The following is a 25,502-nucleotide window of genomic DNA, read 5'->3' as shown; positions in this document are numbered from 1 at the left end:
CATGCGCTCAAGAGATAACGGCTTTACCTTGATTGAACTCATGATTGTCGTGGCGATTGTCGGTATTCTGGCAGCCATCGCTTACCCCAGTTACACCGAGTACGTGAAGCGTACCCAGCGCTCGGCGATTGTCACGCTGTTGTCGGAGCAGGCGCAGGCGCTTGAACGGTATTACTCGAGAAACGGTGCCTACACGGTGGCCGGTTCACCGCCCAGCGTGTCGGCCGGCAATGATTACTACACCATTGCCGCCGCTCTCAACGCTCAGGATTTCACCCTGGCTGCCACTGGCAAAGGCATGATGGCCAACGACAAGTGCGGGGTCTTTACCTTGACCAACACCGGGGCGCGGACCAATCCCGGCGCAACCGGCGGGGCAACACCCAAAGAATGCTGGAGCCGCTGACGGCTCCGTTCACAATAATCAGAGAACAACATGTCCCAGCAAGTGGTGGTGGTCGGTGGTGGTGTCATAGGCCTGTTGACGGCCTTCAATCTGGCGCAGGCCGGGCAGTCGGTACTGCTGCTTGAGCGTGCCGAGGTGGGCCGCGAGTCCTCCTGGGCCGGGGGCGGTATTGTTTCGCCGCTCTATCCCTGGCGCTATAGCCAGGCGGTCACCGCGCTGGCGCACTGGTCGCAGGACTTTTATCCACAACTGGCCGCCCGGTTGTTCGAACAGACCGGCCTGGACCCTGAGGTTCACGAGACCGGCCTGTACTGGCTGGACCTGGACGATGAGCAGCAGGCGCTGGACTGGGCGCAACGTGAGCAACGGCCGCTGAGCCGCGCCGACAGGTCGGCGGTCTACGATGCCGTGCCGGTGCTCGGGCCAGGTTATCGCCGCGCCATATATATGAGTGGCGTGGCCAACGTGCGCAATCCCCGGCTGGTCAAGTCCCTCAGGGCGGCCTTGCAGGCGATGCCTCAGGTGCAAATTCGCGAGCACTGCCAGGTGAGCGGGTTGCTGCATGAGCAGGGCCGAATCAGCGGCGTCGCGACTGCCGACGGCGTTATCCACAGTGATCGTGTCGTGCTGACCGCCGGTGCCTGGAGCGGCGAGTTGCTCAAGCCGCTGGGTGTCGAGCTGCCAGTGGAGCCGGTCAAGGGCCAGATGATTCTGTTCAAGTGCGCGGCGGATTTTTTGCCGAGCATGGTGCTGGCCAAGGGGCGTTATGCGATACCCCGACGTGACGGGCATATTCTGGTCGGCAGTACCCTGGAATATGAAGGGTTCGACAAAACCCCGACCGGCTCGGCGCTGGACAGTCTCAAGGCGTCGGCCATCGAGTTGCTGCCTGCTTTGGCCGATGCCGAGGTGGTCGGCCACTGGGCCGGTTTGCGGCCCGGCTCGCCGCAAGGCATTCCGTTTATCGGTGAACTGCCTGGCTTTGCCGGGTTGTGGCTTAACTGCGGGCACTTTCGCAACGGGCTGGTGCTGGCCCCGGCTTCCTGCCAGTTGCTGGCCGACCTGTTATTGGACCAGCAACCGGTGATCGATCCTGCGCCTTATGCGCCGGCAGGCCGCCTGGCTTAATCGAGCCCCAGCTTTTTCAGCCGGTAGCGCATCGAGCGAAACGACAGGTTCAGGCGCTGCGCTGCCGCTGTGCGGTTCCAGCGGGTCTCTTCCAGCGCCTGAAGAATCAGCTGGCGCTCGATGCTCTCCAGATAATCCTCAAGGTTTTCGATATTGGCCAGGCTCGGGGCATTACTGTCCTGAGTGGGTGCGCTGTCGTTCAGGCGCAGGTCCGAGGCGAGTACCTGATCGTTTTCGCACAGGGTGTAGGCGCGCTCCAGCATATTCTCAAGCTCCCGGACGTTGCCGGGAAAACGGTAGTTCTTGAGGATTTCCAGCGCCTGCGGATGGAGCCGGGCCAGCGGTTGGGCGTAACTGACCGCCAGGCGCTGCAACATGCTTTCGGCCAGCAGCTCGATATCTTCGCGACGCTCGCGCAATGGCGGTACGCGCAACTCAATGACATTGAGCCGGTAATACAGGTCCTGGCGGAACCGCCCGGCACTGACTTCCTGGGCCAGATCCTTGTGGGTTGCGCACAGGATGCGCACGTCCACGACCTGTTCCTGTTGCCCGCCAATGCAGCGCACAGCCTTCTCCTGAATAGCGCGCAGCAGTTTCACCTGCATGGCCAGCGGCAGGTCGGCGACTTCATCGAGAAACAGGGTGCCGCCATCGGCGACCTGGAACAGCCCCGGTTTGTCTTCGTGGGCGCCGGTAAAACTGCCTTTGCGATGACCGAAGAACTCACTCTCCATCAGCTCAGAGGCGATCGCGCCGCAGTTGACCGGCACGAAGGCTTTATCGGCCCGTGGACCTTGTTCATGGATCAGCCGGGCAACCAGTTCTTTACCGCTGCCCGATTCGCCACTGATGTAGATCGGCGCCTGACTGCGGGCCAGCTTGCTGATCTGTTTGCGCAAGGTGCGCATCGGCGGCGCATCGCCCAGCAGGCGGCTGTCGATACTCTGGTCCTGCTCGCTGCCGTTGCGCAGGCGCAGGGCGCTGCCGACCAGCTCGCGCAGGCGCGGCAGGTCCACCGGCTTGGTCAAAAAGTCAAAAGCTCCGGCCTTGAGGGCGCCGATCGCCAGATCGAGGTTGCCGTGGGCAGTAATCATCGCCACCGGTGTCTGCGGGTACTGCTGCTGAATGTGCTGCACCAGCTCCATGCCGTTACCGTCGGGCAGACGCATGTCAGTCAGGCACAGATCGAAGGCTTCGCGCCTGAGCCAGTCATAGGCCTCGGCAACATTGCGCGCGGCGCGGGTGTCGAGTTTCATCCGTCCCAGGGTGATTTCCAGGAGTTCACGGATATCCGGCTCATCGTCAACGATCAGGATCTTCTGCCTTGAAGTCATGCTCAACTCAATTTGAACGGGTGGGCGAAGGTAATGCGCAGGCAACTGCCACCTTCAGGCCGCCTGGAATATTCCAGGTGGGCCTGGTTGCTTGCACACAGCTCACGGGACAGGTAAAGCCCGAGTCCCGTGCCTTTGGTTTGCGTGGTGAAAAAGGGCTCGAACATCTTGCCCAGATGTTGCTCGGACACTCCGGCGCCGTCGTCCAGCACGTCGAGGGTCGGCAGGTTGCTCTGGGGATGGTGATACAACCGTAGCCAGACCTGCGCCTGGTCGTGCGCCTGGCCGCTGTGGCGAAGGCCGTTCTGCACCAGATTGGCAAGGACCTGGGTCAACTGGTCCGGATCGAACCGGGTACTGAGCACTCCGCTGCCGGTCTCGCAATGCAACTGATGCCGGGGCGCTGCGCTGTAGCGCCACTGGCTGACGAACTCTTCAAGCCACACGGCAAGGTTCAGCAGCTCCGGCTCGGCCTCACGACGTCGTGAAAGTTGCAGAACGTTCTCGATGACCACATTGATGCGTCGGGACTGCTCGTGAATGATCTGCGCCAGCCGCCGGTCAGGGGGGGGCAGCTCTTCGGACTCTTCAAGCAACTGTACGGCGTGGCTGATCGCGCCCAGCGGGTTGCGGACTTCGTGTGCGATGCCGGCGGTCAGGCGCCCGATTGCGGCCAGCTTGAGTTGCTGGGCTTGCAGGGCGACTTGCGACAGATCCTCGATAAATACCAGGGTCTGACGTTGCTCGTGACGGTTGAGGGTGGCGAAGCTGGCTTGCAGGGCCGGGCCTGCGGGCGAGTTCTTGAAGCTGTCGGCGGTTCTTATCGGGTTCATGCGCCAATGGCGCAGGCGTTCGACCAGGTGCGGGCAGTAATCATCGATAACCCGCCCCAGCAAGGCTTCATGGCCCAACAGGTTCAGGGCACTCTGGTTGATCAGCAACACCCGTCGGCCGGCATCGAGCACCAGTATGCCGGTGTGCATGCGCTGCAGGATCAGACCGTTGAGCTCTTCAAGGTTATCGACGTCTACGGCGCGTTGCTCGGCCAGCACCTCGCTGAAGCGCAAACGGGCGGTCAGCGCCTGCATCAGCAAGGCCACGGCAAAGCACAAGGCGCCAAGGCCGCCAGCCTGGACATAGTCGCTGGAGGTCTTCGGGTTGGCGATGCTCAGGTAGAAGGTCAGGTAAATGATGCCGATGGCCGACACCGCAGCGATCAGCAAGCCGATGCGTCCACGCAGCAGGATGTTGCTGATGGCCACCGAGGCAATCAGCAGGTTGCCGATGCCGCTGGCCGGGCCGCCGCCGGCATAGAACAGGCTCGACAACAACAGCGTGTCACTCAGTGCCAGGCTGAACATCAGCGCTTTGTAGCGCGGCCGCTCCAGCAGCACGACGATCAGGATGTTGAAAACCAGATAGATCCAGCAGCCAGCGCGGAACAGGCTCGGGTTGGCCATTTCCAGCAATTCGGCATCCAGGTCGCTGGAGACCAGCAGCACCAGCATGACACCGATGATCAGCCGATAGAGGTGGTACAGGCGCAGGATCCGCTGCGCCAGGGCGCTGCCGAGGGCCAGCGGCTCAGCGATCACGTGAGGCGGGGCCCAGCAGCCTGTGATCCTCGCTGCAGTACCATTGTTGTTGCTGGTTGAGGGCGCGATCTTGCGGCAGATGGACGCCGCAGTGAGCGCAACGCACCATCGGCGCGGCGGCATCTTCTGCCTTTTTGACCTGGGCGGGCTTGCGGGCCGGTGGGTTGAGCAAGCGCTTGATGAACCAGACAGCGGCGAAGATCAGCGCTGCCCACAAAAGAATGCGAATCATGATGGACCGATTGAAGGTGTGTTAATGGCGCAGTGTAGCCAAGCGGCGGTGGCTACGCAGGTAGTTTTTAGGTGCGGCCCATGGCGCAGGCAATAAAAAAGAGGCCCGCAGGCCTCTTTGCTCAACTACCGGTCTTAATCGAACAGACCGAAAGTTGCGTAGCTGAACCAGGAGCGTTTTTTCTCGCCCTTGGCTGCAGCCTCTTCGGCCGCCTGCTTGTCGAGCTCGGCCTGATTCTCCGGCAACAGTTCTTTCGGAATGCCGTCTTTGGCTTCCTGATATTGGCGCTGGATGTCCTGGTTGGCACGGGTCTCGCCCGGTGGCAGCGGCGCGCTATTACCGATCAGGCCAAGCGTGGCCTTGGACAGCCATGGACGGTTATCAGCCTCGGCCTGACGCGGGGTGAACTCGCCACCGGCCAGTTGCGGGTGGTCCGGGTAGTTGGCTTTGAGTACTTCCAGGCTGGTGGCTGCCAGGTCGTCCAGGTGCAGGCGCTGGTACGACTCGACCATGACCGCCAGGCCGTCGCCGACTGCCGGGGTTTCCTGGAAGTTTTCCACGACATAGCGGCCACGGTTGGCGGCGGCTACATACGCCTGACGGGTCAGGTAGTAGTCGGCCACGTGGATTTCATAGGAGGCCAGCAGGTTGCGCAGGTAGATCATGCGCTGCTTGGCGTCGGGGGCGTAGCGGCTGTTGGGGTAGCGGCTGGTCAGCTGGGCGAATTCGTTGAACGAGTCGCGCGCAGCGCCAGGGTCACGCTTGGTCTGGTCCAGCGGCAGGAAGCGCGCCAGCAGGCCGACGTCCTGGTCGAAGGAGGTCAGGCCGCGCATATAGTACGCATAGTCGACATTAGGGTGCTGCGGATGCAGGCGAATGAACCGCTCGGCAGCCGATTTTGCCGCTTCCGGCTCACCATTTTTGTAGTTCGCGTAGATCAGTTCGAGCTGGGCCTGGTCGGCATAACGGCCGAACGGGTAACGCGACTCCAGTGCCTTGAGTTTTTCGGTGGCACTGTTGTAGCTGTTATTGCTCAGGTCGTTCTGCGCCTGCTGGTACAGCTCGACTTCGCTCAGGTTCTCGTCGATGACTTCTTTCGACGAGCAGGCCGCGGTCGTTGCGAGGATGGCGATCAGCAGCAGGTGTTTCACTTGCATGGCGGCTTGCGTCCCTATAACGGCCTGCTGTCTTGGGCGGGGCCGTCCTGTTATGATGAGCGCCCCGCTAACATGCGGGACAAAAGACGCCGTATTTAACCACAAGCGCGCAGCCGAAACCAAAGGCTAGCCGCCTTCCAGTCTGGCCATGTCCGAAAATATAGAACTCAGCGCAGAGGTACCGTCAGAATCCGGCGGTCAACGCCTCGATCAGGTCGCCGCCCAATTGTTCGCCGAATACTCGCGTTCACGCCTTGTCACCTGGATCAAGGACGGCCGCCTGACGGTGGATGGTGCCGTCTTGCGTCCGCGCGACATCGTCCACGGCGGCTCCGTTTTGCACCTTACTGCCGAGCAGGAAGCCCAGGGCGAGTGGGTGGCCCAGGATATCGAACTGGATATCGTCTACGAAGACGACCAGATCCTGGTCATCAACAAGCCTGCCGGGCTGGTGGTTCATCCGGCCGCCGGGCACGCCGACGGCACCTTGCTCAACGCCCTGTTGCACCATGTGCCGGACATCGTCAACGTGCCGCGCGCCGGTATTGTCCATCGCCTCGACAAGGACACCACCGGTCTGATGGTGGTGGCCAAGACCCTGCAGGCCCAGACCCAACTGGTCAACCAGTTGCAGAGCCGCACGGTCAGCCGTATCTATGAATGCATCGTGCTGGGTGTGGTGACCGCAGGCGGCAAGATCGACGCCGCCATCGGTCGTCACGGCCAGCAGCGCCAGCGGATGGCGGTGATGGACAACGGCAAGCCTGCGGTCAGCCATTACCGGGTGCTGGAGCGCTTCCGCTCGCACACCCATGTGCGGGTCAAGCTGGAAACCGGCCGTACCCACCAGATCCGCGTGCACATGGCTCACGTCGGCTTCCCGCTGATCGGTGACCCGGTCTACGGCGGTCGTTTCCGTATTCCGCCAGCGGCCAGCGTAACCCTGGTCGAGTCGCTCAAGACTTTCCCGCGCCAGGCGCTGCATGCGCGGTTCCTGGAGCTGGATCACCCGACCACCGGCGTACGCATGCGTTGGGAGTCGCCGTTGCCCGAAGACCTGGTGTGGATGCTGTCGCTGCTCAAGCAGGACCGCGAGGCGTTCATCGGGTGAGCAACGACTGGCTGCTGCCTGACTGGCCCGCGCCCGCCAATGTGCGAGCCTGTGTGACCACACGGGCCGGCGGCGTCAGTCAGGCGCCATTCGACAGCTTCAACCTCGGTGATCATGTGCAAGACGAGCCACAGGCAGTGGCCACCAATCGTCTGCGCCTGACCACAGCGTTGGGCGTCGAGCCCGCCTGGCTGCAACAGGTTCACGGCGTTGCCGTCGCCCATGCTGATCCGTTGCGGGTCGATGAGGCAGACGCCAGCTGGACGGCCACACCCGGTGTGGCCTGTACCATCATGACTGCCGATTGCCTGCCCGCGTTGTTCTGCAACCGTGCCGGCACCCGCGTAGCGGCAGCCCATGCCGGCTGGCGCGGGCTGGCGGCCGGTGTACTGGAAGCCACTGCCGACAGCTTGCAGACGGCACCTGACGAGATTCTGGTCTGGCTGGGCCCGGCCATCGGTCAGCCGTCGTTTGAGGTGGGCGGCGAGGTGCGTGAGGCATTTGTCGCCAGCCATCGGCAAACCGCTGCTGCCTTCATACCCAGCGTCAACGATGGCCGCTTCATGGCCGATATCTATGCCCTGGCGCGTTTGCGTCTGGCGGCTTACGGAATCACCCAGGTGTATGGCGGTGGGCTCGACACCTTTACCGATGAGCGTTTCTTCTCCTACCGCCGTGGCGCCCGCACCGGTCGTTTTGCCTCTCTGGTCTGGCTGTCCCAAGACTGACCCGCATCAATCTGTACTACCTTGAAACCTGCAGAATCGTCCGCATCTAACGGGTAATCCGGCAGGTTTTCTTTACAGGTGTGTCCATTACTCCGGCCTGCTCAGAAGGAAGGTGACTAATGCGTATCGACAGATTGACCAGCAAGCTTCAGTTAGCGTTATCCGATGCCCAGTCGTTGGCGGTCGGTTTCGATCATCCGGCCATCGAGCCTGTGCATCTGCTGCATGCTCTGCTGGAACAGCAAGGCGGCTCGATCAAACCACTGCTGATGCAGGTCGGTTTTGATATCAACAGCCTGCGCAAGGAGTTGGGCAAAGAGCTCGACACCTTGCCGAAAATCCAGAACCCCACCGGCGACGTGAACCTGTCTCAGGATCTGGCGCGCCTGCTCAATCAGGCCGACCGGCTGGCCCAGCAGAAGGGTGATCAGTTCATTTCCAGCGAGCTGGTGCTGCTTGCGGCGCTGGATGAAAACACCAAGATCGGCAAGCTGCTGCTTGGCCAGGGCGTCAGCAAGAAAGCCCTGGAAAACGCAGTGAACAACCTGCGCGGCGGCAACGCGATCAATGACCCCAACGTCGAGGAGTCGCGTCAGGCACTGGACAAGTACACCATCGACCTGACCAAGCGTGCCGAAGAGGGCAAGCTCGACCCGGTGATTGGCCGTGACGACGAGATTCGCCGGACCATCCAGGTGCTGCAACGCCGGACCAAGAACAACCCGGTGCTGATCGGCGAGCCCGGGGTGGGCAAGACCGCGATTGCCGAGGGCCTGGCCCAGCGCATCATCAACGGTGAAGTGCCCGATGGCCTGAAGAGCAAGCGGCTGTTGTCGCTGGACATGGGCGCGTTGATTGCCGGTGCCAAGTTCCGTGGCGAGTTCGAGGAACGCCTCAAGTCGTTGCTCAACGAGCTGGCCAAGCAGGAAGGCCAGATCATCCTGTTTATCGATGAGCTGCACACCATGGTCGGCGCCGGCAAAGGCGAGGGCGCAATGGACGCTGGCAATATGCTCAAGCCGGCCCTGGCGCGCGGCGAGCTGCATTGCGTGGGTGCCACGACGCTCAATGAGTACCGGCAATATATAGAGAAGGACGCGGCGCTTGAGCGGCGTTTCCAGAAAGTGCTGGTGGACGAGCCGAGTGAAGAAGACACCATCGCCATCCTGCGTGGCTTGAAAGAGCGCTATGAGGTTCACCATAAGGTGGCAATCACCGACGGTGCGATCATCGCTGCCGCCAAGTTGAGCCATCGCTACATCACTGACCGGCAGTTGCCCGACAAAGCCATCGACCTGATCGACGAAGCGGCCAGCCGGATTCGCATGGAAATCGACTCCAAGCCCGAAGTGCTCGACCGGCTGGAACGTCGCCTGATTCAGCTCAAGGTTGAAGCGCAGGCGTTGAAGAAAGAGAACGACGAAGCGACCCTCAAGCGTCTGGAAAAACTGCAGATCGAGATTGAGCGGCTGGAGCGGGAGTATTCCGACCTGGAAGAAGTCTGGACGTCGGAAAAAGCTGAAGTCACAGGCTCTGCGCAAATCCAGCAGAAGATCGAACAGTCGCGCCAGGAGCTGGAAGCGGCGCGGCGCCGTGGTGACCTCAATCGCATGGCTGAATTGCAGTATGGGATCATCCCGGACCTGGAGCGCAGCCTGCAGATGGTCGACCAGCATGGCAAACCCGAGAACCAGTTGCTGCGCAGCCGGGTGACCGAAGAAGAAATTGCCGAAGTGGTGTCCAAGTGGACCGGTATTCCGGTGGCCAAGATGCTCGAAGGCGAACGTGAAAAACTGCTGAAGATGGAAAGCCTGCTGCACGAGCGGGTGATTGGCCAGAACGAAGCCGTGGTGGCGGTCGCCAACGCGGTGCGGCGCTCGCGGGCCGGCTTGTCCGACCCGAACCGCCCCAGCGGCTCGTTCATGTTCCTCGGCCCGACCGGGGTCGGCAAAACCGAGCTGTGCAAGGCGCTGGCCGAGTTCCTGTTCGACACCGATGAGGCCATGGTGCGGATCGATATGTCCGAGTTCATGGAGAAACACTCCGTGGCTCGCCTGATCGGCGCGCCGCCAGGCTACGTCGGTTACGAAGAGGGCGGCTACCTGACCGAGGCCGTGCGGCGCAAACCGTACTCGGTGATCCTGCTTGATGAGGTAGAGAAGGCCCACACCGATGTATTCAACATTCTGTTGCAGGTGCTGGAAGATGGCCGCCTGACCGATAGCCACGGGCGTACCGTGGATTTCCGTAATACGGTGATCGTCATGACCTCCAACCTGGGCTCGGCGCAGATCCAGGAGTTGTCCGGTGACCGCGAGGCGCAGCGTGCAGCGGTGATGGATGCGGTGGGCGCCCATTTCCGGCCCGAGTTCATCAACCGGATCGACGAAGTGGTGATCTTCGAACCGCTGGGTCGTGAGCAGATCGCAGGCATTACCCAGATTCAATTGAGCCGCCTGCTCAGCCGCCTGGCTGAACGCGAGCTGAGCCTGACCCTCAGCCCCGAGGCATTGGACAAGCTGATTGCGGTAGGGTACGACCCGGTGTACGGCGCACGGCCGCTCAAGCGGGCGATTCAGCGCTGGATCGAAAACCCGTTGGCGCAATTGATTCTGTCCGGGCGTTTCGTGCCGGGCGAGGTGATCAATGCCACGCTGGAAGGCGACGAAATCGTTTTTGCCTGATGTCGCTATGGGGTTGTAAAGCAGGGCTCCATTAACGGAGCCCTGCTTTTTTGGCGGCAAACCAGTGTTTTTTCGAGCCCGAACAACAACTTCGCAAAAAAACTGCAAATCATTGTAGTAAAAGCAATTTAGGGTGTTGACAGGGTCTTTTATTCTTGTAGAATGGCGCGCCTCAGAGACGCGAACGTAGCGCAAAACGCGAAACAATCAAATCAAAGAGGTTGATTCGAAACAAAAACTTGTTTAGAATCAACGCCGTAGCTGAATCTGAATACGATCCGCGATAGCTCAGTTGGTAGAGCAAGTGACTGTTAATCACTGGGTCCCTGGTTCGAGTCCAGGTCGTGGAGCCAGATTCAAATACAAGTTATACATGTCGGGGTATAGCGCAGTCCGGTAGCGCGCCTGCTTTGGGAGCAGGATGTCAGGAGTTCGAATCCCCTTACCCCGACCATATTTGGGTCGTTAGCTCAGTTGGTAGAGCAGTTGGCTTTTAACCAATTGGTCGTAGGTTCGAATCCTACACGACCCACCATTTTTGACCTTGCTACACTGGGTCAAATCTTAGGGAGATGATGCCAGTTGCATCATCCTCGAAAAACGTCCTAACGGGCGTTTTTCTGTGTCACCTCGGGGTGTAGCGCAGCCCGGTAGCGCGCCTGCTTTGGGAGCAGGATGTCAGGAGTTCGAATCCCCTCACCCCGACCATATTTGAAAAAGGCGTCCTGCAAAGGACGCCTTTTTTATTTCAGGTTAAAAATCTTCGGTCAATTCTGCACCGCTTGTACTGATCCGCCATCGACCCGCAGATTGCTGCCGTTCACAAAGCTGGCCCGGTCCGACACCAGCCAGGCGATGGCTGCAGCCACTTCTTGAGGCTGGCCCCGGCGTTTCTGTACGATGCCTGGCCGTTCCTCTTCCAGAAAACTCTCCACCGCTTCTTCAAACGACACGCCGAGTTCTTCAGCGCGTTTTTCCATCATGCCGTCGGTCATGCCGGTTTCGATAAAGGCCGGTGCTACGGTGTTGCACAGCACGCCGTCCTTGGCTTCCTGGTACGAAAGATTCTTCATGAACGCTGCCAGTGCCGCCTTGGCCGTGTTATAGACCGCCTCTTCCCAATAGGGCTGCACGGCGTTCTCGGACGTGATGCAGACAAAACGCCCCCAGTTGCGGCTGCGCATGGCCGGGATGGTGGCGCGGGCGACCCGCACCGCCGAGAAAAAATCGGTTTCCCAGGCTTCCAGGTAATCGTCATCAGACAGCTCCAGCGGATCGCCTTTAGCGCCGGTAACCCCTGCGGTATGGACCACGATATCCACCTGGCCAAACCGGTCGACGGCGTGTTGCACCAGCTGATCGACCTGCTTCTGGTTGGTCATATCGGCGGCCCACAGCAACGGTTCACCTGGCAGGCCGGCACAGGCTTTGTGCAACTCGTCTGTGTCTTTGTCGGTGAGCACCAGATGAACGCCTTCCTCGCCCAACAACCGGGCCGTGGCCAGCCCGATCCCACCGCTGGCGCCGCTGATCAGTGCGACCCGCCCCTTGATAGCCAAATCCATGCAACACCTCACTTGATGAACATACCGGTTATCCGGGCTTCAACAGATGTGACAGATGGCTCAAGGCGTTGATTCAAGAAAATTGCGGCTGGGCTGTTGCCCAGCCGGTAGCAGCGGCCGGGCGGCGCTGCTAAGGCTTCCCGGCTAAAGCCGGTCGCCGCCCGGCCGGTCCTACAGTTGTTCCCGGTGGCTAGGGTTGCGAAGGCATCAATGCAGTTTCATTCGTGGCTCGGTGCCTTTGCCGATCCGGCTGCCGAGCATCAGCATCAAGGTGCGGAAGGTGCCATACAGGGCCATCTGGTGCATGCGGTACAGCGAGATGTAGAACATCCGCGCCAGCCAGCCTTCAAGCATGACGCTGCCGGTCAGGTTGCCCATCAGGTTGCCTACCGCCGAGAAGCGCGACAGCGAGATCAGCGAGCCGTAGTCCTTGTAGCTGTACTCCGGCAACGCCTTGCCCTCAATGCGCAAGCGCAGCGATTTGACCAGCAGTGAGGCTTGCTGATGGGCGGCCTGGGCGCGTGGCGGGACGTTGCGATCAGTGCCTTTTTGCGGGCAGGCTGCGCAGTCGCCGAAGGCGAAGATGTTTTCGTCGCGGGTGGTCTGCAGGGTCGCCAGCACTTGCAGTTGATTGATACGGTTGGTTTCCAGGCCGTCGATGTCCTGCAAAAAGCCCGGTGCGCGAATGCCCGCCGCCCAGACCTTGAGCGTTGCCGGAATCACCTGGCCGCTACTGGTCACCAGGCTATCGGCAGTCACTTCACTGACTGCCGAGTTGGTCAGCACGGTAACCCCGAGTTTTTCCAGGGTCTGGTGTACCGGGCCGCCGATACGTTCGGGCAGGGCCGGCAGTACGCGTGGGCCTGCCTCGATCACAGTAATGCGCAGGTTTTCCGGTTTGATCTGGCCCAGGCCGTAGGCAGCCAGTTCATGGGCGGCGTTATGCAGCTCGGCAGCCAGCTCTACCCCCGTGGCGCCAGCGCCGACGATGGCCACGCTAATCTCCTGGGCGCTGTCTGCCTGGCCGGCGTGGGCGCGCAAATAGAGGTTGAGCAATTGCTGGTGAAAGCGCTCGGCCTGCTTGCGGGTGTCGAGGAACAGGCAATGCTCGGCTGCCCCCAGGGTGCCGAAATCATTGGTGGTGCTGCCCACCGCCAACACCAGAGTGTCGTAGTCCAGGCTACGTGCGGGCACCAGCACCTCACCGTGCTCATCCTGCGTGGCCGCCAGGTGGATTTTGCGGTTGGCGCGGTCCAGGCCGCTCATGCGCCCGAGCTGGAACTGAAAGTGGCTCCACTTGGCCTGAGCCACGTAGTTCAGCTCGTCCTCGTAGGAGTTCAACGAGCCGGCCGCCACTTCATGCAGCAGCGGTTTCCAGATGTGGGTCAGGTTGGCGTCTACCAGGGTCACGCTGGCGGTGCCTTTTTTGCCCAGGGTTTTACCCAGGCGGGTAGCCAGTTCGAGACCGCCGGCGCCGCCGCCGACGATAACAATACGATGAGTCATAGGGATTACTCGGAAGGTTAAGGAAATCGGTGATAACGATCTTCGCGAGCGCAGCGCGGCTCAGAGCGGCGGATCGAATATCCAGAGCAGTCAGGCGGCAAGCCACAGATGGCCGCACGGGAGCTGCCGAAGCCTTGCGAGGCTGGCGCTCTACCGGATACGGAGGCTGTGCTGACACACTGGACAATTGAGACTGCTCGGATAACAAGTGGTTCATGGACGACGCCTCGGCTCGATAGGCCACAGGGCGGATCAGCTCAATGGCTCAACCTGCAGATCGTCGCATAAGCGAATGATTCCGCTTTGTATCACTCGCGCAGTGATTCCGCCATGCCCGCGCACTGCCTGAAAGGTGCCAACGCCCAGATTTTGCTCCAGCCGTGCGCATGGCTGGCACCAGCCGGTGGTTTCCAGAATCGCCTGGCCCACCCGAAAGCGACGGCCTTTGAGGCTGAACAGGTTGATGCCGCTGATCACCAGGTTGCGGCGCAGGTCCTGGGGCAGGATGGGTTGGTCCGCAGGGCGTCCCAGCAGGGCGCTGATGACGGCCAGATGTTCCCACTGAATCAGCGTCACCTGGCGGGCATTGCGCGGGCCGGGGCGCGCGTGATCGCCGGTCAGGCCAGCCTCACGACGTGCTTCGACAGCGTCCAGTTCCAGCATGGCACCACGGGCCTGCGGGCGTACCCCGATCCAGCGGACCTGGCCGGTTTGCGGCACCTCGGCCAATAATTGCTGCAATGGGCTGATCACAGGCTGATTCCTACGTCGAAAACCACCGTGCGGCCCAGGTTGGTACGCAGAAAGTCCGGTGCGCCAGGGTGCGCGAACAGCACCCTGGCAAAATTGGGGCCGACCAGCGACAGCGAACGCCAGCCCTGGCGCAGGTATTCGGTGGGCGGCGGAAAGTGGCTATTGAGGTCCAGCGCTTCGCGCTTGAGGCTGGCAAAGGCAATGATGTCCAGCGCGCCCAGGTCCAGACCGCGTTCCTGGTAGTTGCTGGCCTTTTTGAGCAGGGTCGGGGCCAGCCGGCGCAGCAGGGCAGGGGCCGGCACCCGTTTGGGCTTGGTCTCGCGGCGCACCAGCTGGCTGAGCGAGAAAGCACTGCGGCGACGTTGCAGTTCTTCGCGCCATTCATCGTTCAGACGCCGGCCTTCGTCGAGCACGAAAAACACCTCAAAGCGCGCATCGAAGAACAGCACATCCGGCGGCTCCTGTTCGGCTGGCAGAAAGTCTTCGTGGCGATAGGGGATATTCAGGCCTTGCAGCAGGCGCTGGCAGACCCAGCGCTCACGCTCCCATTTGCGTGCGTTGGACAGAAACGCATTGGCTTGTTCGGCCTGGCTGGTCAGCAGGCGCAGGTAATCTGAATCATCCATAGCCGTCGCGTCGCGGTGACTGAAAGTGAATATGCCTGTAGCCTGCCATGCGCCAGACAGGCGCACAATCGCCGTCATCCATTGCCTTGAGGACAACGCCTTGAAAATTCTGCCCATCCTGCTGCTGGCCCTGCTGCCTATGGCCGCTCAGGCCGTCGAAGTTGGCGAGCGTCTGCAACCCTGGACACTGCTTGACCAGTACGATCAGCCCTACACCTTGACCGACCAGGCCCAGACCCTGCTGGTAGCGCGCAGCATGGACGCCGCCAAACTGGTCAATGCGGCGCTGGAGGGCAAGCCCAAGGGCTATCTGGAGGCGCGTAACACGGTGTTTGTCGCTGACATTCAGAAAATGCCGGCCATCATCGCCAAAATGTTCGCCATTCCGAAGATGCGCGACTATTCGTACCGGGTGATGCTGGACCGTGAATCACAGATCGCGCCGCGCTATGCCGGTGACGAGGATAAAGTCCTGTGGCTGCAATTGCGTGACGGCAAGCTGCTCAGCCAGCAGCAGTTCAGTGATGCCCAGGCGCTGCGCAAGGCACTGGAACAGCCCATACATTGATGCCTGTAGGAGCCGCTTTAGCGGCGAAGGCTTCGCCGCTAAAGCTTCGCGGCTGAAGCCGCTCCTACGGGGTGTGCAGCGCGATAGTGCTGTGCCAGAGCCTACAGGCTCCTGACCATCAATGTTCGCGAAACGGCCTTTCCAGGTCAGCGGAAAAAAGCTCGTCTTCGGCATCCGGTGCCACCGGGATGGCGTGCTCTTCAGCCGCCCAGGCGCCCAGATCGATCAGCTTGCAGCGCTCCGAACAAAATGGCCGGGTCGGGCTGGCGGCGCTCCATTCAACGGGGGCGCCGCAGGTGGGGCACTGTACGGTCATGGGTTGGCTCATCAGTGGCCTCCTGTCAGGGTCAGATAAAAGTGATGCAGGCGCTCGACCTCGCTTTTCAGCCAGGCCGGGTCGCGGTCGTTGACCAGTACATCGTCAGCATGGCGCAAGCGCTCCTCGCGCTGGGCCTGAACCTTGACAATGGCCTGCACCTGTTCGGCGCTGCTGGCATCACGCTGCATGGTTCGGGCGATCTGCAGCTCGACGGGCGCATCGATCACCAGCACGCGCTGGGTGGTCTGGTATTGCCCGGACTCGATCAGCAGCGGCGACACCAGAATGGCATAGGGCGATTCGGCGCGGCTCAGGTAGCTGGCGATCTCTTCGCGCACCAACGGGTGCAGCAGTGCTTCGAGCCAACGGCGTTGTTCGGGGTCGCTGAATATCAAACGGCGCAATGCAGTCCGGTCCAGCTCGCCACTGGCTTGCAGCACCTGCGGGCCGAAGTGTTCGACGATTTTTGCCAGCGCCGGGCGGCCGGGTTCGACCACCCAGCGGGCGGCGTGGTCAGCGTCGACGGTATGGATACCCAGGTCGATAAAGCACTGCGCCGCAGCGCTCTTGCCGCTGCCGATACCGCCGGTCAGGCCGAGAATCCAGGGGGTGTTAACAGGGTGGGTCATTTAAAACCGGCAAATTGCAGATAGGAGTCGGTTATTTGACCACCCCATAGCAAAGCGATCCACCCCGCGATGGCCAGATAAGGACCAAAAGGCATTGGCGTGCCCGCCTGATGGCGGCGCAGACGCAGCAAAATCATGCCCAGCAGCGCGCCGACCAGTGACGACAGCAAAATGGTCAGCGGCAGGATCTGCCAGCCGCCCCAGGCGCCGAGCATGGCCAATAGCTTGAAGTCGCCATAACCCATGCCTTCCTTGCCGGTCAGCAGCTTGAATAGCCAGAACACCGTCCACAACGACAGGTAACCGGCCACCGCCCCCCACAGCGCATCGCCGAGGGTCGTGAACAGGCCGAAGCTGTTGACGATCAGGCCCAGCCACAACAGCGGCAGCACCAGGCTGTCGGGGAGCAACTGGTGATCGGCATCGATCAGGCTCATGGCCAACAGACCCCAGCCCAGCACCAGCATTGCTGCGCATTGCCAGCCGAAGCCGAAGTGCCAGGCGACGCCGGCCGATAATACCCCGCACGCCAGCTCGACCAACGGGTAGCGTTTACTGATCGGCGCCCGGCAACTGGAACAGCGGCCCTTGAGCAGCAACCAACTGATGACCGGCACGTTTTCCCAGGGGCGGACACGGTGTTCACAATGCGGGCAAGCGGAATGCGGCAGGATCAGGTTGTAGCGCGCCGGGGCCGGTTCTGCGGGCAGCTCAAGCACTTCACGGGCCTGAGTCTGCCAGTCGCGCAGCATCATCTTCGGCAGGCGGTGGATCACCACATTCAGGAAGCTGCCGACCAGCAGGCCGAGCAGCAGGGTGCAAACGATAAAGGCCGCCGGGGAGGCGGCCAGAAATTCGGCCAGTGACATGTCAGACCGCCGCCCCCAGTTTGAAGATCGGCAGGTACATGGCGATCACCAGGCCGCCGACAATCACCCCCAGTACCGCCATGATCATCGGCTCCATCAGGGTGGTGAGGTTATTGACCATATTGTCCACTTCGTCTTCGTAGTAGGTCGCGACCTTGTCGAGCATGCTGTCCAGTGCGCCAGATTCTTCGCCGATGGCGGTCATCTGGATCGCCAGGCTGGGAAATACATTGGTCGAGCGCATCGAGAAGTTCAGTTGCATACCGGTCGCCACGTCCTGCTTGACCTTGTATACCGCATTCTTGAACACCACGTTGCCGGTCGCACCGGCCACCGAGTCCAGCGCTTCGACCAGCGGCACGCCGGCGGCAAAGGTCGTGGCCAGGGTGCGGGCATAGCGCGCCACGGAGGACTTGTAGATCAGCGGGCCTACCAGCGGTAGCTTGAGCAGAAAACGGTCAACCGTATCGCGGAATTTCTGCGAGTTGTTGTAGCTGCGCAGGAACAGAAAAATCCCGCCGATCAGCCCGCCGAGGATGATGTACCACCATTGTTCAAATACTTCGGAAAGGCCAATCACCATCAGGGTAAAGGCCGGTAGCTCGGCACCGAAGCCTTCGAACACCGACTTGAATTGCGGCACGACCTTGATCAACAGAATCGACGAGACGATGGCCGCCACTATCATCACCGCTGCCGGATAGGTCATGGCTTTCTTGATCTTGGCCTTGAGCGCTTCGGTTTTTTCCTTGTAGGTGGCGACCCGGTCCAGCAACGCTTCAAGGGCACCGGCCTGTTCGCCGGCGTCCACCAGGTTGCAATACAGCTCGTCGAAATACTGCGGCTTCTGGCGCAGTGCGGTGGCAAAGCTGTTACCGGCTGCCACGTCCTGCTTCAGCGACTCGACCAGCACGCGCATGGCCGGTTTTTCCGAGCCTTCGGCAATGATGTCGAACGACTGCAGCAGCGGCACGCCGGCTTTCATCATGGTCGCCATCTGCCGTGAGAAGAAGGCGATATCCAGCGGTTTGATCTTTTTGCCCCGGCTGCCAAAGATCGAGGTGGATTTTTTGCGCACCTTGGTCGGGTTGATGCCCTGCTTGCGCAACTGGGCCTTGATCAGTGCCGGGTTGTGACCGTCCATCTCGCCACGCACCTTGGCGCCTTTGCGGTCCAGGCCTTCCCAATTGAAGGTACTGAGTTTGACTGCCTTCTTGGCCATGCTTAGTCCTTGGTCACCCGGTTGACTTCTTCCAGGCTGGTAACGCCCTGCATCACTTTCACCAGACCAGAGGTGCGCAGGTCATTGAAGCCGTCCTTGCGCATCTGCGCGGCGATTTGCAGGGCATTGCCTTCTTCCATGATGATCCGTTCCAGTTCCGGGGTTTTCTTCACCACCTCGTAGATCCCCACCCGGCCCTTATAGCCGCCATTGCACTGCTCGCAACCGACCGGCGCGTACAGGGTAAAGGTGCCGATCTGCGCCTCGCTGAAGCCTTCTTTAAGCAGGGTGTCGTGCGGCACTTCGATCTCTTTGCGGCAATGCTTGCACAGCTTGCGGGCCAGCCGCTGGGCAATGATCAGGTTGATCGCGGTGGCAATGTTGAACGAAGCCACGCCCATATGGTGCAGGCGCGTAAGGGTTTCTGCCGCGCTGTTGGTGTGCAGGGTCGAGAGCACCATATGGCCGGTCTGCGAGGCCTTGATAGCGATTTCGGCGGTTTCCAGGTCGCGGATCTCGCCGACCATGATCACGTCCGGGTCCTGACGCAAAAACGCTCGCAGGGCCTGGGCGAAGTCCATGCCCTGGCGCGGGTTGACGTTGACCTGGTTGATGCCTTCGAGGTTGATCTCCACCGGGTCTTCGGCGGTGGAAATATTGATGCCCACGGTATTGAGAATATTCAGGCCGGTGTACAGCGACACGGTCTTGCCCGAGCCGGTCGGGCCGGTGACCAGAATCATGCCTTGCGGTTGCTTGAGCGCTTCCAGGTACAGGGCTTTCTGATCCGGTTCGTAGCCCAGGGCGTCGATACCCATCTTCGCACTGGCAGAGTCGAGAATCCGCATCACGATCTTTTCGCCCCACAGAGTGGGCAGGGTGTTCATCCGGAAATCGATGGCCTTGTTATTGGAAATGCGCAACTTGACCCGCCCGTCCTGCGGCTTGCGCCGCTCGGAAATATCCAGGCTGGCCATCACCTTCAGGCGTGCGGCAATCCGCCCGGCCAACTGAATCGGCGGTTTGGCGGCTTCATGCAGGATGCCATCGGTGCGAAAGCGTACCCGGTAGCTCTTTTCATAGGGCTCGAAGTGCAGGTCCGAAGAGCCCAGGCGAATGGCATCGAGCAGCATCTTGTTGACGAAGCGCACCACCGGCGCGTCGTCGGCATCGCTTTGGGCGCTGAGCGATGTTTCTTTGAGATTATCGGTAGGCTCCAGATCGACGTTTAGATCAATGTCGCCAATTTCTGCAAGGCCCCCACCGGTATCGAACAGGCGCTCGATGGCATCGCTGAGCTTATCGTCTTCAACCAGAATGGCTTCGGTATTCAGGCCGGTGCTGAACTGGATATCGGTAACAGCTTGATGGTTGGTCGGGTCCGACACGCCAATGAACAGCTTGTTGCCGCGCCGCCAGAGCGGCAGGGCGTGATGCTGGCGCACCAGCTTTTCGCTGACCAGTCCTTTGGGCTGGCCGTCCTTGTCGAGGCTGTGCAGGTCCATGAATGGCACACCGAATTGCTCGGAAGCCATCTCGGCCAGTGTCAGGCTTTTCACCAGCTTGTGCTGGACCAGATAGGTAATCAGCGAAACCTTGTCGCGGCGCGCCTGCTGGGAGGCCTGCTGGGCGGCTTTTTCGGTTAACAGCTCGGAAGCGACCAGTTGCTTGGCCAGACCGCTGAGGACAACATCAGACATAACACCACCAGACACAGACAGTGTGACGGTTATATCGCAGTCAGGCGGTACTGCCAAATGAGGATGTGCCGAGTGACAAAAAATGTCAGTTTGTGCGGATTGTTGAAGGCTTTGCTGCGCTCAACTGGCGTTTTTGCGCCGAAATTGTGATGGCTGTCACTTTGGCATGCCCTGTGCTTTGACCCTGTCAGGCACCTTTTCCTTGACGCCTGGAGATGCGCAGATGAATGCACAAAAAGGTTTTACCCTGATCGAGCTGATGATCGTTGTAGCGATCGTTGGTATCTTGGCGGCCGTGGCGATCCCGGCTTACCAGAACTATTCAAAGCGTGCGGCCTACACTGAGGTCATTGCTGCAATGGGTGCTGTGAAATCAGCGATTGGCGTATGTCTGGCACAAACACAAGATGCTGCTCAGTGTGACACCACGGGTAAAATTGGTGTCGCCGCCTTGCCGACTGCGGCAACCACTGGCGCTGTAGGCACAATTGCTATTGCATCTGGTACCGCTGCTATCCAGGCTACGCCACGTGCTTACAAGGGCATTGCGGCTACTGAGACTTGCACGCTGACCCCTACTGTTAACACTGGTGCTGCTAACGCCGGTGCTATCACTTGGTCCTACACAGGCGAGTGCGTAAACCAGGGCTACGTGAAGAACTGATCGCACTAATTCTGTTGAGTTTCCGGAATTCGTATCGATAGAGAGCTCGCTTATGCGGGCTCTTCTGATTATTTGCTGCGCAATCAGCAAACCCAACGTCTCATCCAGACAATTACCCCTCGCCCCACCCCCGTACCCTGCGGTGTCTTTCTCAACCACCCAGGCGTCCTCCGATGAGCCAGAAACCGATCACCGTCCTGCGCGACACCACTCCCTTGCCCGTTGTCGATGCCTGCAAATGGGAGCGCATCGAGGGCGAGCCGCATACCGTTAACCTCAATGCCTACACCTCCGAGGACGGCTCGAAGATCATGGGCACCTGGATCTGCACGCCGGGTAAGTGGCGCGTGGAGTATGTGAAGTGGGAATACTGCGACTTCCAGGAAGGCTATTGCATCATCACCCCCGATGGCCAAGAGCCGATTCATCTGAAAGCCGGTGACAAGTTCATCGTTGAAGTTGGCATGAAGGGCACCTGGGAAGTGGTTGAAACCGTGCGCAAGTATTTCGTGTTCGCCTGATTCTGCTTTATCGCTTTAACCTCCTCTTTTGATGGTCGCAGCCTGTGCCGCGGCCATTTTTTTCGCCTGCCGTTTGATCAAAAAACGCCCCTGACGGCGTGCCTGCGACCGCCCGGCGCAGCGCTGTCGTGGTTGCGACACCCATGTCGTGATTGGCTTTGGTCGGGGCGCAATCGGGTAATAGACCCCATGCAGCCCAAGGGTAAGGTGGCGGGGCATTTTCATTGGCGTGCGTTGTAGTTACTCCCGATGTGCCTCAGCGTGTAAGGTGCGCCGTTTCCAGGGTAGCCAGCCTGTACCCGTCGACACAAAAAAGAGAAGAACAAGCACCATGATCAGCCCCGACTCCAGTGGTCAACTGGCGCAAGGTTTCAAGCCGCGTCATGTCACGATGTTATCGATTGCCGGCATTATCGGCGCCGGCCTGTTCGTTGGCTCCGGTCACGCCATCGCCGCCGCCGGCCCGGCCACCATCCTCTCCTACCTGTGTTCCGGTTTGCTGGTCGTGCTGGTGATGCGCATGCTCGGCGAAATGGCTGTGGCCAACCCGGACACCGGTTCGTTTTCCACCTACGCCGACCAGGCCATCGGGCCATGGGCCGGTTTCACCATCGGCTGGCTGTACTGGTGGTTCTGGGTGCTGGTCATCCCCATCGAAGCGCTGGCCGCCGGCCATGTGCTGCATCAGTGGTTCCCGCAGGTCGATGCCTGGTTGTTCGCCTTGCTGTCGATCGTGCTGCTGGCCGCGACCAACCTGTTCAGCGTGGCCAAGTACGGCGAGTTCGAGTTCTGGTTCGCGCTGTTCAAGGTTGCCGCAATCATCGGTTTCATCAGCCTCGGTTTTGCGGTGTTGTTCGGTTGGGTGCCGGGCCGCGAGGCCAGCGGCCTGACCACCCTGATGGCCAATCATGGCGGCTTTGCCCCCAACGGCTGGTCGGCAGTGGTCGGGGCCTTCATCACGGTGATGTTCAGCTTTATCGGTACTGAAGCGGTGACCATCGCTGCCGCTGAGTCCGCCAGCCCCGCACGCAACATCGCCAGGGCCACCCGCTCGGTGATCTGGCGCATTGGCGTGTTCTACATCCTGTCGGTGTTCGTGATCATTTCCGTGGTGCCATGGAACGACCCGCAACTGACCGTGGTGGGCTCTTACCAGCGGGCGCTGGAGATCATGGACATCCCGTTCGCCAAGTTCATGGTCGATGTGGTGGTGCTGGTCGCGGTGGGTAGCTGCATGAACTCGTCGATCTATATCTCCTCGCGCATGCTCTACTCGTTGGGCAAGCGCGGCGAAGCACCGGCTGCAGTACGCAAGACATCAAAGGTCGGTGTGCCGCGCATGGCGGTGTACGCCAGTGTCGTGCTCGGTGCCATTATCACCGTCGTCAGTTACTTCGCGCCGTCCGGGCTGTTTGAATTCCTGCTGGCCAGTTCCGGCGCCATCGCGTTGCTGGTGTACCTGGTGATCGCTATCTCGCAACTGCGCATGCGCCGCACGCTGACCCGGCAGAAAGTCGAGATTGCCTTGCCGATGTGGCTGTTCCCGTGGCTGACCTATGCGGTGATCCTGTTTATCTCGGCCGCGCTGGTGGTGATGATGATCACCCCGGATCACCGCGCGGAAATCACCTCGACCATCTGCCTGGCGCTGGCCATCTCGCTGATCGGCATCTTCGTTGCCGGTAAGCACGACGCTGCCGGGCAGGGTGTTGAGGCTCAGGAAAAAGCTTAAAGCAGCATCCCGCCCCAGGCTGACCCCAACAACAGCAAGGCCATGCCGCGATTGAAGCGCTGCATGGCTTGCGCCGTTGCCAGCAGACCAGCCGCCCCGCGCCCCAGCAACGCCCAGACCAGCAGGCAGGGAATGGCGATCACAAAGAAGATCGCGGCATACAGCCCGTAATCGACAGCGCTTGCCTGTGTCCCGGTAAACACGCTGACCACCGCCAGGGCCATCAGCCAGGTTTTGGGGTTGATCAGTTGCAGGCCGGCGCCGGCCCAGGCGCCCATGGCTTTGCTCTGGCTATCGGCTGTCAGCACGCTGGCGGGCGCACGCCACAGTTGCCAGGCCAGCAGGCTGATCCAGGCCACGCCCAGCCAGCCCATCAGCTGTTGCAGCCAGGGCAGGCGCTGGAGAAACTCGCCCAGGCCCAGCCCGGTGAGCAACACAATCAGCGCCGCACCGGCACTGGCCCCCAACGCAATGCGCAGCGCGACGCCCAGGCCATGCAGGGCGCTGTTGCTCAGCACCAGAATATTGGTCGGGCCGGGTGTGATCGAGGCAACGAAGGCGAACACGATGAAGGGCAGATAGTGGGTCATGGGTAGCTCCTTGGAGCTGCCGATTGTCCGCACCTGTCGCTCAGCGGTCTGGAAGGTTTGTGCAGTGCTTGCGGTAGGCGGCCGGGCTCAGGCCGTAGGCGCGGCGGAACCAGCGGCCCAGATGGCTCTGGTCGGCAAAGCCCAGCGCGGCGGCGACATCGGCAGGCGTCGAGCCCTGATGCAGCAGCCTGCGTGCCAGGCTCAGGCGCAGTTGCACTAGATAGGCATGTGGCGCTAGCCCATAAGCCGCCTTGAACGCCCGTGACAGGCGAAAGCGGTCGACGCCGCTGGCCCGCGCCAGCTCATCCAGGCCGATATCCTGCTCGACGTGGGCGTGCAGGTATTCGCGTGCGCGGATAGCCACCTGTGGTAGCCGCGCGCTACCCGGTTCGGCCTGACGCCAGTGCAGGGTGGCGCTCAGGGTTTCCAGCAAAGCATCCAGCGCCGCGTGGCGGACAATCCGCAGATCCTGGTGATGCAGCGCGACAAAGGCCTGGGCGATGCGCTGCACCAGCGCCGGCTCGTGGGCCAGGGTCTGACGAAAGCCGGGCAGGCTGTTGGCCGGGGCGTCGCCGAACAATGCCTGCATCTGGGTTTCAAGCCAATGCGGTTGCAGGTACAGGGTCGAATAGGTAAAACCACCGCTCAGCGGCGCATTGCCGTCATGAACTTCGCCGGGCTCCAGCAAAAACGCCTGGCCCGGCGTGCTGCTGTGCAACTGGCGGCGGCAGTTGAATTGCTGCACGCCCTGCTCGGTAATGCCCACCAGGTAACAGTCGTGCCAGTGCGGGTCGTAGGCATGGCCGGTAAAGTGCGCCCGAATGGTCTCGATCCCGGTTTCGGCATCCAGTTTGAGGGTGATCCAGCTAGTGGTCGGCATGATCGGTCAAGGGTGCCCGCAGGTTCATTCGCGCCGCCATTATCGTCCACCCGCGCCGCTGGCTATCTAGAAGATTTGTGCAGCGCGATCAGATTATTGCACCCCCATGCGCCGCCTCGCCCGGTGCACCGAGCCGTTGCGCACTGCCCAGCGCAATACCGGCGCCACGCTGCGCACGGCGGTGCGGATCAGGGCGCGCTTGGGCGCGCTCTGCTGGCGGCTGAGCATGGTGCTGGCCCAGTTGGGCAACAGCTCGATACCGGCCTGCATCATCAGCGCGCCGAACGGTTTGACCAGCCGATTGGGCGCCGGCTCCGCCAGCAGCAGGCGGATCACTTCATGACTGCGCTGGTCGCAGACCAGTTCGCTGCGGATATTGTCCAGATACTCGGCAATCGCCTGGCGTGAGCGCGGGACGTTGCGGGCACCCAGTTGCTCTGCGACCAGGGCGGTTTCGGCAAAATAGGCGTCCTGCTCGGCTGGCGACAGCTGCGGGTTGAGGTAACGCAGGTGCGCGGCCATGAAGCAACTGACCTCCGCGACATGCACCCAGGTCAGCAAGGCCGGATCGCTGGCCGCATAAATCCGGCCGTCCGGTGCAGTGCCGGTGATCTGCAGGTGAATACGCCGTACCTTGTCGATCAGCCACTGGGCATCCTGCGTCGAGCCATAGGTGGTCCCTGAGATGAACTGCCCGGTGCGGCGCAGGCGACCGAGCATGTCCTGACGAAAGCTCGAATGATCCCAGACCCCGGACAATGCCAGTGGATGCAGGGTCTGCAGCATCAGCGCGCTGATACCGCCGATCAGCATACTGGTGAAATCCCCATTGACCCGCCAGCACACCGCCTGCGGGCCGAACAGGCCAGGGTCACCCTTGGGATTTTCCAGGTCGAGCTGACCGAGCGCCAGGCCGGTCAGGCTCAGAACCTGCGTTTCGATACGACGGCGAATGAATTCCATATAACGCCTAAGGCTGA

Annotated in this window: 25 protein-coding genes and 4 tRNA genes; 13 read left to right on the top strand and 16 right to left on the bottom strand. The window is 61.0% G+C overall.

Annotation, left to right across the window (positions count from 1 at the left end; genetic code table 11):
* The first annotated feature begins 1 nt into the window (after position 1).
* Positions 2–406: a type IV pilin protein gene (locus PSCI_RS05115; RefSeq protein ID WP_045483649.1), complete on the top strand. Its 405-nt coding sequence runs from the start codon at positions 2–4 to the stop codon at positions 404–406.
* Positions 407–436: 30 nt separating this feature from the next.
* Positions 437–1,534 (top strand): glycine oxidase ThiO, encoded by a 1,098-nt coding sequence (thiO, locus tag PSCI_RS05110; protein WP_045483647.1) that lies wholly within the window; start codon positions 437–439, stop codon positions 1,532–1,534.
* Here the strand turns inward: thiO and PSCI_RS05105 are convergent.
* From PSCI_RS05105 to PSCI_RS05090, 4 genes are all read right to left on the bottom strand, one after another.
* The gene (locus PSCI_RS05105; protein ID WP_045483644.1) at positions 1,531–2,871 is read right to left on the bottom strand and encodes a sigma-54-dependent transcriptional regulator; all 1,341 of its coding nucleotides are present in this window, start codon (positions 2,869–2,871) and stop codon (positions 1,531–1,533) included. The genes thiO and PSCI_RS05105 overlap by 4 nt on opposite strands.
* Before the next feature lie 2 nt (positions 2,872–2,873).
* Positions 2,874–4,466 carry a two-component system sensor histidine kinase NtrB gene (locus tag PSCI_RS05100; RefSeq protein ID WP_045483641.1) on the bottom strand — a complete coding sequence of 531 codons (1,593 nt, stop codon included), beginning with the start codon at positions 4,464–4,466 and terminating at the stop codon, positions 2,874–2,876.
* Complete coding sequence (locus PSCI_RS05095) at positions 4,456–4,698, bottom strand: PP0621 family protein (protein WP_045483638.1); 243 nt, start codon at positions 4,696–4,698, stop codon at positions 4,456–4,458. The genes PSCI_RS05100 and PSCI_RS05095 overlap by 11 nt, the downstream gene beginning before the upstream one ends.
* A 134-nt stretch (positions 4,699–4,832) precedes the next feature.
* Positions 4,833–5,855, bottom strand: a complete 1,023-nt coding sequence (locus PSCI_RS05090) for an outer membrane protein assembly factor BamD (protein ID WP_045483635.1) — start codon at positions 5,853–5,855, stop codon at positions 4,833–4,835.
* Positions 5,856–6,003: 148 nt separating this feature from the next.
* On the opposite strand from PSCI_RS05090, the gene rluD reads away from it, so the two are divergent.
* The 7 genes from rluD (at position 6,004) to PSCI_RS05055 (ending at position 11,086) form a co-directional block, all read left to right on the top strand.
* A complete protein-coding gene (gene rluD, locus PSCI_RS05085) occupies positions 6,004–6,966 on the top strand; it encodes a 23S rRNA pseudouridine(1911/1915/1917) synthase RluD (protein ID WP_045483632.1) in 963 nt (320 codons plus the stop codon).
* Positions 6,963–7,694: a peptidoglycan editing factor PgeF gene (gene pgeF / locus PSCI_RS05080; RefSeq protein ID WP_045483629.1), complete on the top strand. Its 732-nt coding sequence runs from the start codon at positions 6,963–6,965 to the stop codon at positions 7,692–7,694. Before rluD ends, pgeF begins: the two co-directional genes overlap by 4 nt.
* Before the next feature lie 119 nt (positions 7,695–7,813).
* Positions 7,814–10,378, top strand: coding sequence for an ATP-dependent chaperone ClpB (clpB, locus tag PSCI_RS05075; protein ID WP_045483627.1), 2,565 nt, complete (start codon positions 7,814–7,816; stop codon positions 10,376–10,378).
* A gap of 277 nt (positions 10,379–10,655) precedes the next feature.
* Positions 10,656–10,731, top strand: a tRNA-Asn gene (locus PSCI_RS05070).
* Positions 10,732–10,755: 24 nt separating this feature from the next.
* A tRNA-Pro gene (locus tag PSCI_RS05065) sits at positions 10,756–10,832 on the top strand.
* A 5-nt stretch (positions 10,833–10,837) separates the two neighbouring features.
* Positions 10,838–10,913, top strand: a tRNA-Lys gene (locus PSCI_RS05060).
* 96 nt (positions 10,914–11,009) lie between these two features.
* Positions 11,010–11,086: transfer RNA gene (locus PSCI_RS05055), tRNA-Pro, on the top strand.
* Between the two features lie 59 nt (positions 11,087–11,145).
* Here the strand turns inward: PSCI_RS05055 and PSCI_RS05050 are convergent.
* The 4 genes from PSCI_RS05050 to PSCI_RS05035 form a co-directional block, all read right to left on the bottom strand.
* Complete coding sequence (locus PSCI_RS05050) at positions 11,146–11,943, bottom strand: SDR family NAD(P)-dependent oxidoreductase (RefSeq protein ID WP_045483624.1); 798 nt, start codon at positions 11,941–11,943, stop codon at positions 11,146–11,148.
* Between the two features lie 207 nt (positions 11,944–12,150).
* Complete coding sequence (locus PSCI_RS05045) at positions 12,151–13,449, bottom strand: NAD(P)/FAD-dependent oxidoreductase (protein ID WP_045483621.1); 1,299 nt, start codon at positions 13,447–13,449, stop codon at positions 12,151–12,153.
* A gap of 252 nt (positions 13,450–13,701) precedes the next feature.
* On the bottom strand, positions 13,702–14,199 hold the full coding sequence (locus PSCI_RS05040; protein WP_045493854.1) for an MOSC domain-containing protein: 498 nt from the start codon (positions 14,197–14,199) through the stop codon (positions 13,702–13,704).
* Positions 14,199–14,828: a DUF1780 domain-containing protein gene (locus PSCI_RS05035; RefSeq protein WP_045483618.1), complete on the bottom strand. Its 630-nt coding sequence runs from the start codon at positions 14,826–14,828 to the stop codon at positions 14,199–14,201. The genes PSCI_RS05040 and PSCI_RS05035 overlap by 1 nt, the downstream gene beginning before the upstream one ends.
* 100 nt (positions 14,829–14,928) lie before the next feature.
* Between PSCI_RS05035 and PSCI_RS05030 the strand changes: the two genes are divergently transcribed.
* Positions 14,929–15,396, top strand: coding sequence for a hypothetical protein (locus PSCI_RS05030; RefSeq protein ID WP_045483615.1), 468 nt, complete (start codon positions 14,929–14,931; stop codon positions 15,394–15,396).
* 118 nt (positions 15,397–15,514) lie between these two features.
* Here PSCI_RS05030 and yacG read toward each other — a convergent pair whose 3' ends face one another.
* Genes yacG through pilB form a run of 5 tightly spaced genes read right to left on the bottom strand, consistent with a single transcriptional unit; the run spans position 15,515 to position 20,135 of the window.
* Positions 15,515–15,724 (bottom strand): DNA gyrase inhibitor YacG, encoded by a 210-nt coding sequence (yacG, locus tag PSCI_RS05025; RefSeq protein ID WP_045483612.1) that lies wholly within the window; start codon positions 15,722–15,724, stop codon positions 15,515–15,517.
* Positions 15,724–16,344, bottom strand: coding sequence for a dephospho-CoA kinase (gene coaE / locus PSCI_RS05020; protein ID WP_045483609.1), 621 nt, complete (start codon positions 16,342–16,344; stop codon positions 15,724–15,726). The genes yacG and coaE overlap by 1 nt, the downstream gene beginning before the upstream one ends.
* Positions 16,341–17,213: a prepilin peptidase gene (locus PSCI_RS05015; protein ID WP_045483605.1), complete on the bottom strand. Its 873-nt coding sequence runs from the start codon at positions 17,211–17,213 to the stop codon at positions 16,341–16,343. Before PSCI_RS05015 ends, coaE begins: the two co-directional genes overlap by 4 nt.
* A 1-nt stretch (position 17,214) precedes the next feature.
* A complete protein-coding gene (locus PSCI_RS05010) occupies positions 17,215–18,435 on the bottom strand; it encodes a type II secretion system F family protein (protein WP_045483602.1) in 1,221 nt (406 codons plus the stop codon).
* Between the two features lie 2 nt (positions 18,436–18,437).
* Positions 18,438–20,135, bottom strand: a complete 1,698-nt coding sequence (gene pilB, locus PSCI_RS05005; protein WP_045483599.1) for a type IV-A pilus assembly ATPase PilB — start codon at positions 20,133–20,135, stop codon at positions 18,438–18,440.
* Between the two features lie 223 nt (positions 20,136–20,358).
* On the opposite strand from pilB, the gene PSCI_RS05000 reads away from it, so the two are divergent.
* The 3 genes from PSCI_RS05000 (at position 20,359) to PSCI_RS04990 (ending at position 23,052) form a co-directional block, all read left to right on the top strand.
* Positions 20,359–20,799, top strand: a complete 441-nt coding sequence (locus PSCI_RS05000) for a pilin (RefSeq protein ID WP_045483582.1) — start codon at positions 20,359–20,361, stop codon at positions 20,797–20,799.
* 173 nt (positions 20,800–20,972) lie between these two features.
* Positions 20,973–21,320 (top strand): cupin domain-containing protein, encoded by a 348-nt coding sequence (locus tag PSCI_RS04995; protein ID WP_045483578.1) that lies wholly within the window; start codon positions 20,973–20,975, stop codon positions 21,318–21,320.
* A gap of 331 nt (positions 21,321–21,651) precedes the next feature.
* The gene (locus PSCI_RS04990; protein ID WP_045483576.1) at positions 21,652–23,052 is read left to right on the top strand and encodes an amino acid permease; all 1,401 of its coding nucleotides are present in this window, start codon (positions 21,652–21,654) and stop codon (positions 23,050–23,052) included.
* Here PSCI_RS04990 and PSCI_RS04985 read toward each other — a convergent pair.
* From PSCI_RS04985 to PSCI_RS04975, 3 genes are all read right to left on the bottom strand, one after another.
* Complete coding sequence (locus tag PSCI_RS04985; protein ID WP_045483574.1) at positions 23,049–23,642, bottom strand: LysE family translocator; 594 nt, start codon at positions 23,640–23,642, stop codon at positions 23,049–23,051. The two genes, PSCI_RS04990 and PSCI_RS04985, sit on opposite strands and share 4 nt — an antisense overlap.
* Before the next feature lie 40 nt (positions 23,643–23,682).
* Positions 23,683–24,522: an AraC family transcriptional regulator gene (locus PSCI_RS04980; protein ID WP_045483572.1), complete on the bottom strand. Its 840-nt coding sequence runs from the start codon at positions 24,520–24,522 to the stop codon at positions 23,683–23,685.
* A 93-nt stretch (positions 24,523–24,615) separates the two neighbouring features.
* Positions 24,616–25,485 carry an oxygenase MpaB family protein gene (locus PSCI_RS04975; RefSeq protein ID WP_045483570.1) on the bottom strand — a complete coding sequence of 290 codons (870 nt, stop codon included), beginning with the start codon at positions 25,483–25,485 and terminating at the stop codon, positions 24,616–24,618.
* Positions 25,486–25,502 lie beyond the last annotated feature (17 nt).

This window comes from Pseudomonas sp. StFLB209, assembly GCF_000829415.1.
Lineage (GTDB): Bacteria > Pseudomonadota > Gammaproteobacteria > Pseudomonadales > Pseudomonadaceae > Aquipseudomonas.
The sequence above is the reverse complement of the archived record's forward strand: the minus strand, read 5'-3'. Positions and strand labels throughout refer to the sequence as shown.

Bases quoted from the DNA above. Each gene is read 5' to 3' on its own strand.
- PSCI_RS05115 (WP_045483649.1), top strand. From the start codon at position 2: ATGCGCTCAAGAGATAACGGCTTTACCTTGATTGAACTCATGATTGTC.
- thiO (WP_045483647.1), top strand. From the start codon at position 437: ATGTCCCAGCAAGTGGTGGTGGTCGGTGGTGGTGTCATAGGCCTGTTG.
- PSCI_RS05105 (WP_045483644.1), bottom strand. From the start codon at position 2,871: ATGACTTCAAGGCAGAAGATCCTGATCGTTGACGATGAGCCGGATATC.
- PSCI_RS05095 (WP_045483638.1), bottom strand. From the start codon at position 4,698: ATGATTCGCATTCTTTTGTGGGCAGCGCTGATCTTCGCCGCTGTCTGG.
- PSCI_RS05090 (WP_045483635.1), bottom strand. From the start codon at position 5,855: ATGCAAGTGAAACACCTGCTGCTGATCGCCATCCTCGCAACGACCGCG.
- rluD (WP_045483632.1), top strand. From the start codon at position 6,004: ATGTCCGAAAATATAGAACTCAGCGCAGAGGTACCGTCAGAATCCGGC.
- clpB (WP_045483627.1), top strand. From the start codon at position 7,814: ATGCGTATCGACAGATTGACCAGCAAGCTTCAGTTAGCGTTATCCGAT.
- PSCI_RS05050 (WP_045483624.1), bottom strand. From the start codon at position 11,943: ATGGATTTGGCTATCAAGGGGCGGGTCGCACTGATCAGCGGCGCCAGC.
- PSCI_RS05045 (WP_045483621.1), bottom strand. From the start codon at position 13,449: ATGACTCATCGTATTGTTATCGTCGGCGGCGGCGCCGGCGGTCTCGAA.
- PSCI_RS05035 (WP_045483618.1), bottom strand. From the start codon at position 14,828: ATGGATGATTCAGATTACCTGCGCCTGCTGACCAGCCAGGCCGAACAA.
- yacG (WP_045483612.1), bottom strand. From the start codon at position 15,724: ATGAGCCAACCCATGACCGTACAGTGCCCCACCTGCGGCGCCCCCGTT.
- coaE (WP_045483609.1), bottom strand. From the start codon at position 16,344: ATGACCCACCCTGTTAACACCCCCTGGATTCTCGGCCTGACCGGCGGT.
- PSCI_RS05015 (WP_045483605.1), bottom strand. From the start codon at position 17,213: ATGTCACTGGCCGAATTTCTGGCCGCCTCCCCGGCGGCCTTTATCGTT.
- PSCI_RS05010 (WP_045483602.1), bottom strand. From the start codon at position 18,435: ATGGCCAAGAAGGCAGTCAAACTCAGTACCTTCAATTGGGAAGGCCTG.
- pilB (WP_045483599.1), bottom strand. From the start codon at position 20,135: ATGTCTGATGTTGTCCTCAGCGGTCTGGCCAAGCAACTGGTCGCTTCC.
- PSCI_RS05000 (WP_045483582.1), top strand. From the start codon at position 20,359: ATGAATGCACAAAAAGGTTTTACCCTGATCGAGCTGATGATCGTTGTA.
- PSCI_RS04995 (WP_045483578.1), top strand. From the start codon at position 20,973: ATGAGCCAGAAACCGATCACCGTCCTGCGCGACACCACTCCCTTGCCC.
- PSCI_RS04990 (WP_045483576.1), top strand. From the start codon at position 21,652: ATGATCAGCCCCGACTCCAGTGGTCAACTGGCGCAAGGTTTCAAGCCG.
- PSCI_RS04985 (WP_045483574.1), bottom strand. From the start codon at position 23,642: ATGACCCACTATCTGCCCTTCATCGTGTTCGCCTTCGTTGCCTCGATC.
- PSCI_RS04980 (WP_045483572.1), bottom strand. From the start codon at position 24,522: ATGCCGACCACTAGCTGGATCACCCTCAAACTGGATGCCGAAACCGGG.
- PSCI_RS04975 (WP_045483570.1), bottom strand. From the start codon at position 25,485: ATGGAATTCATTCGCCGTCGTATCGAAACGCAGGTTCTGAGCCTGACC.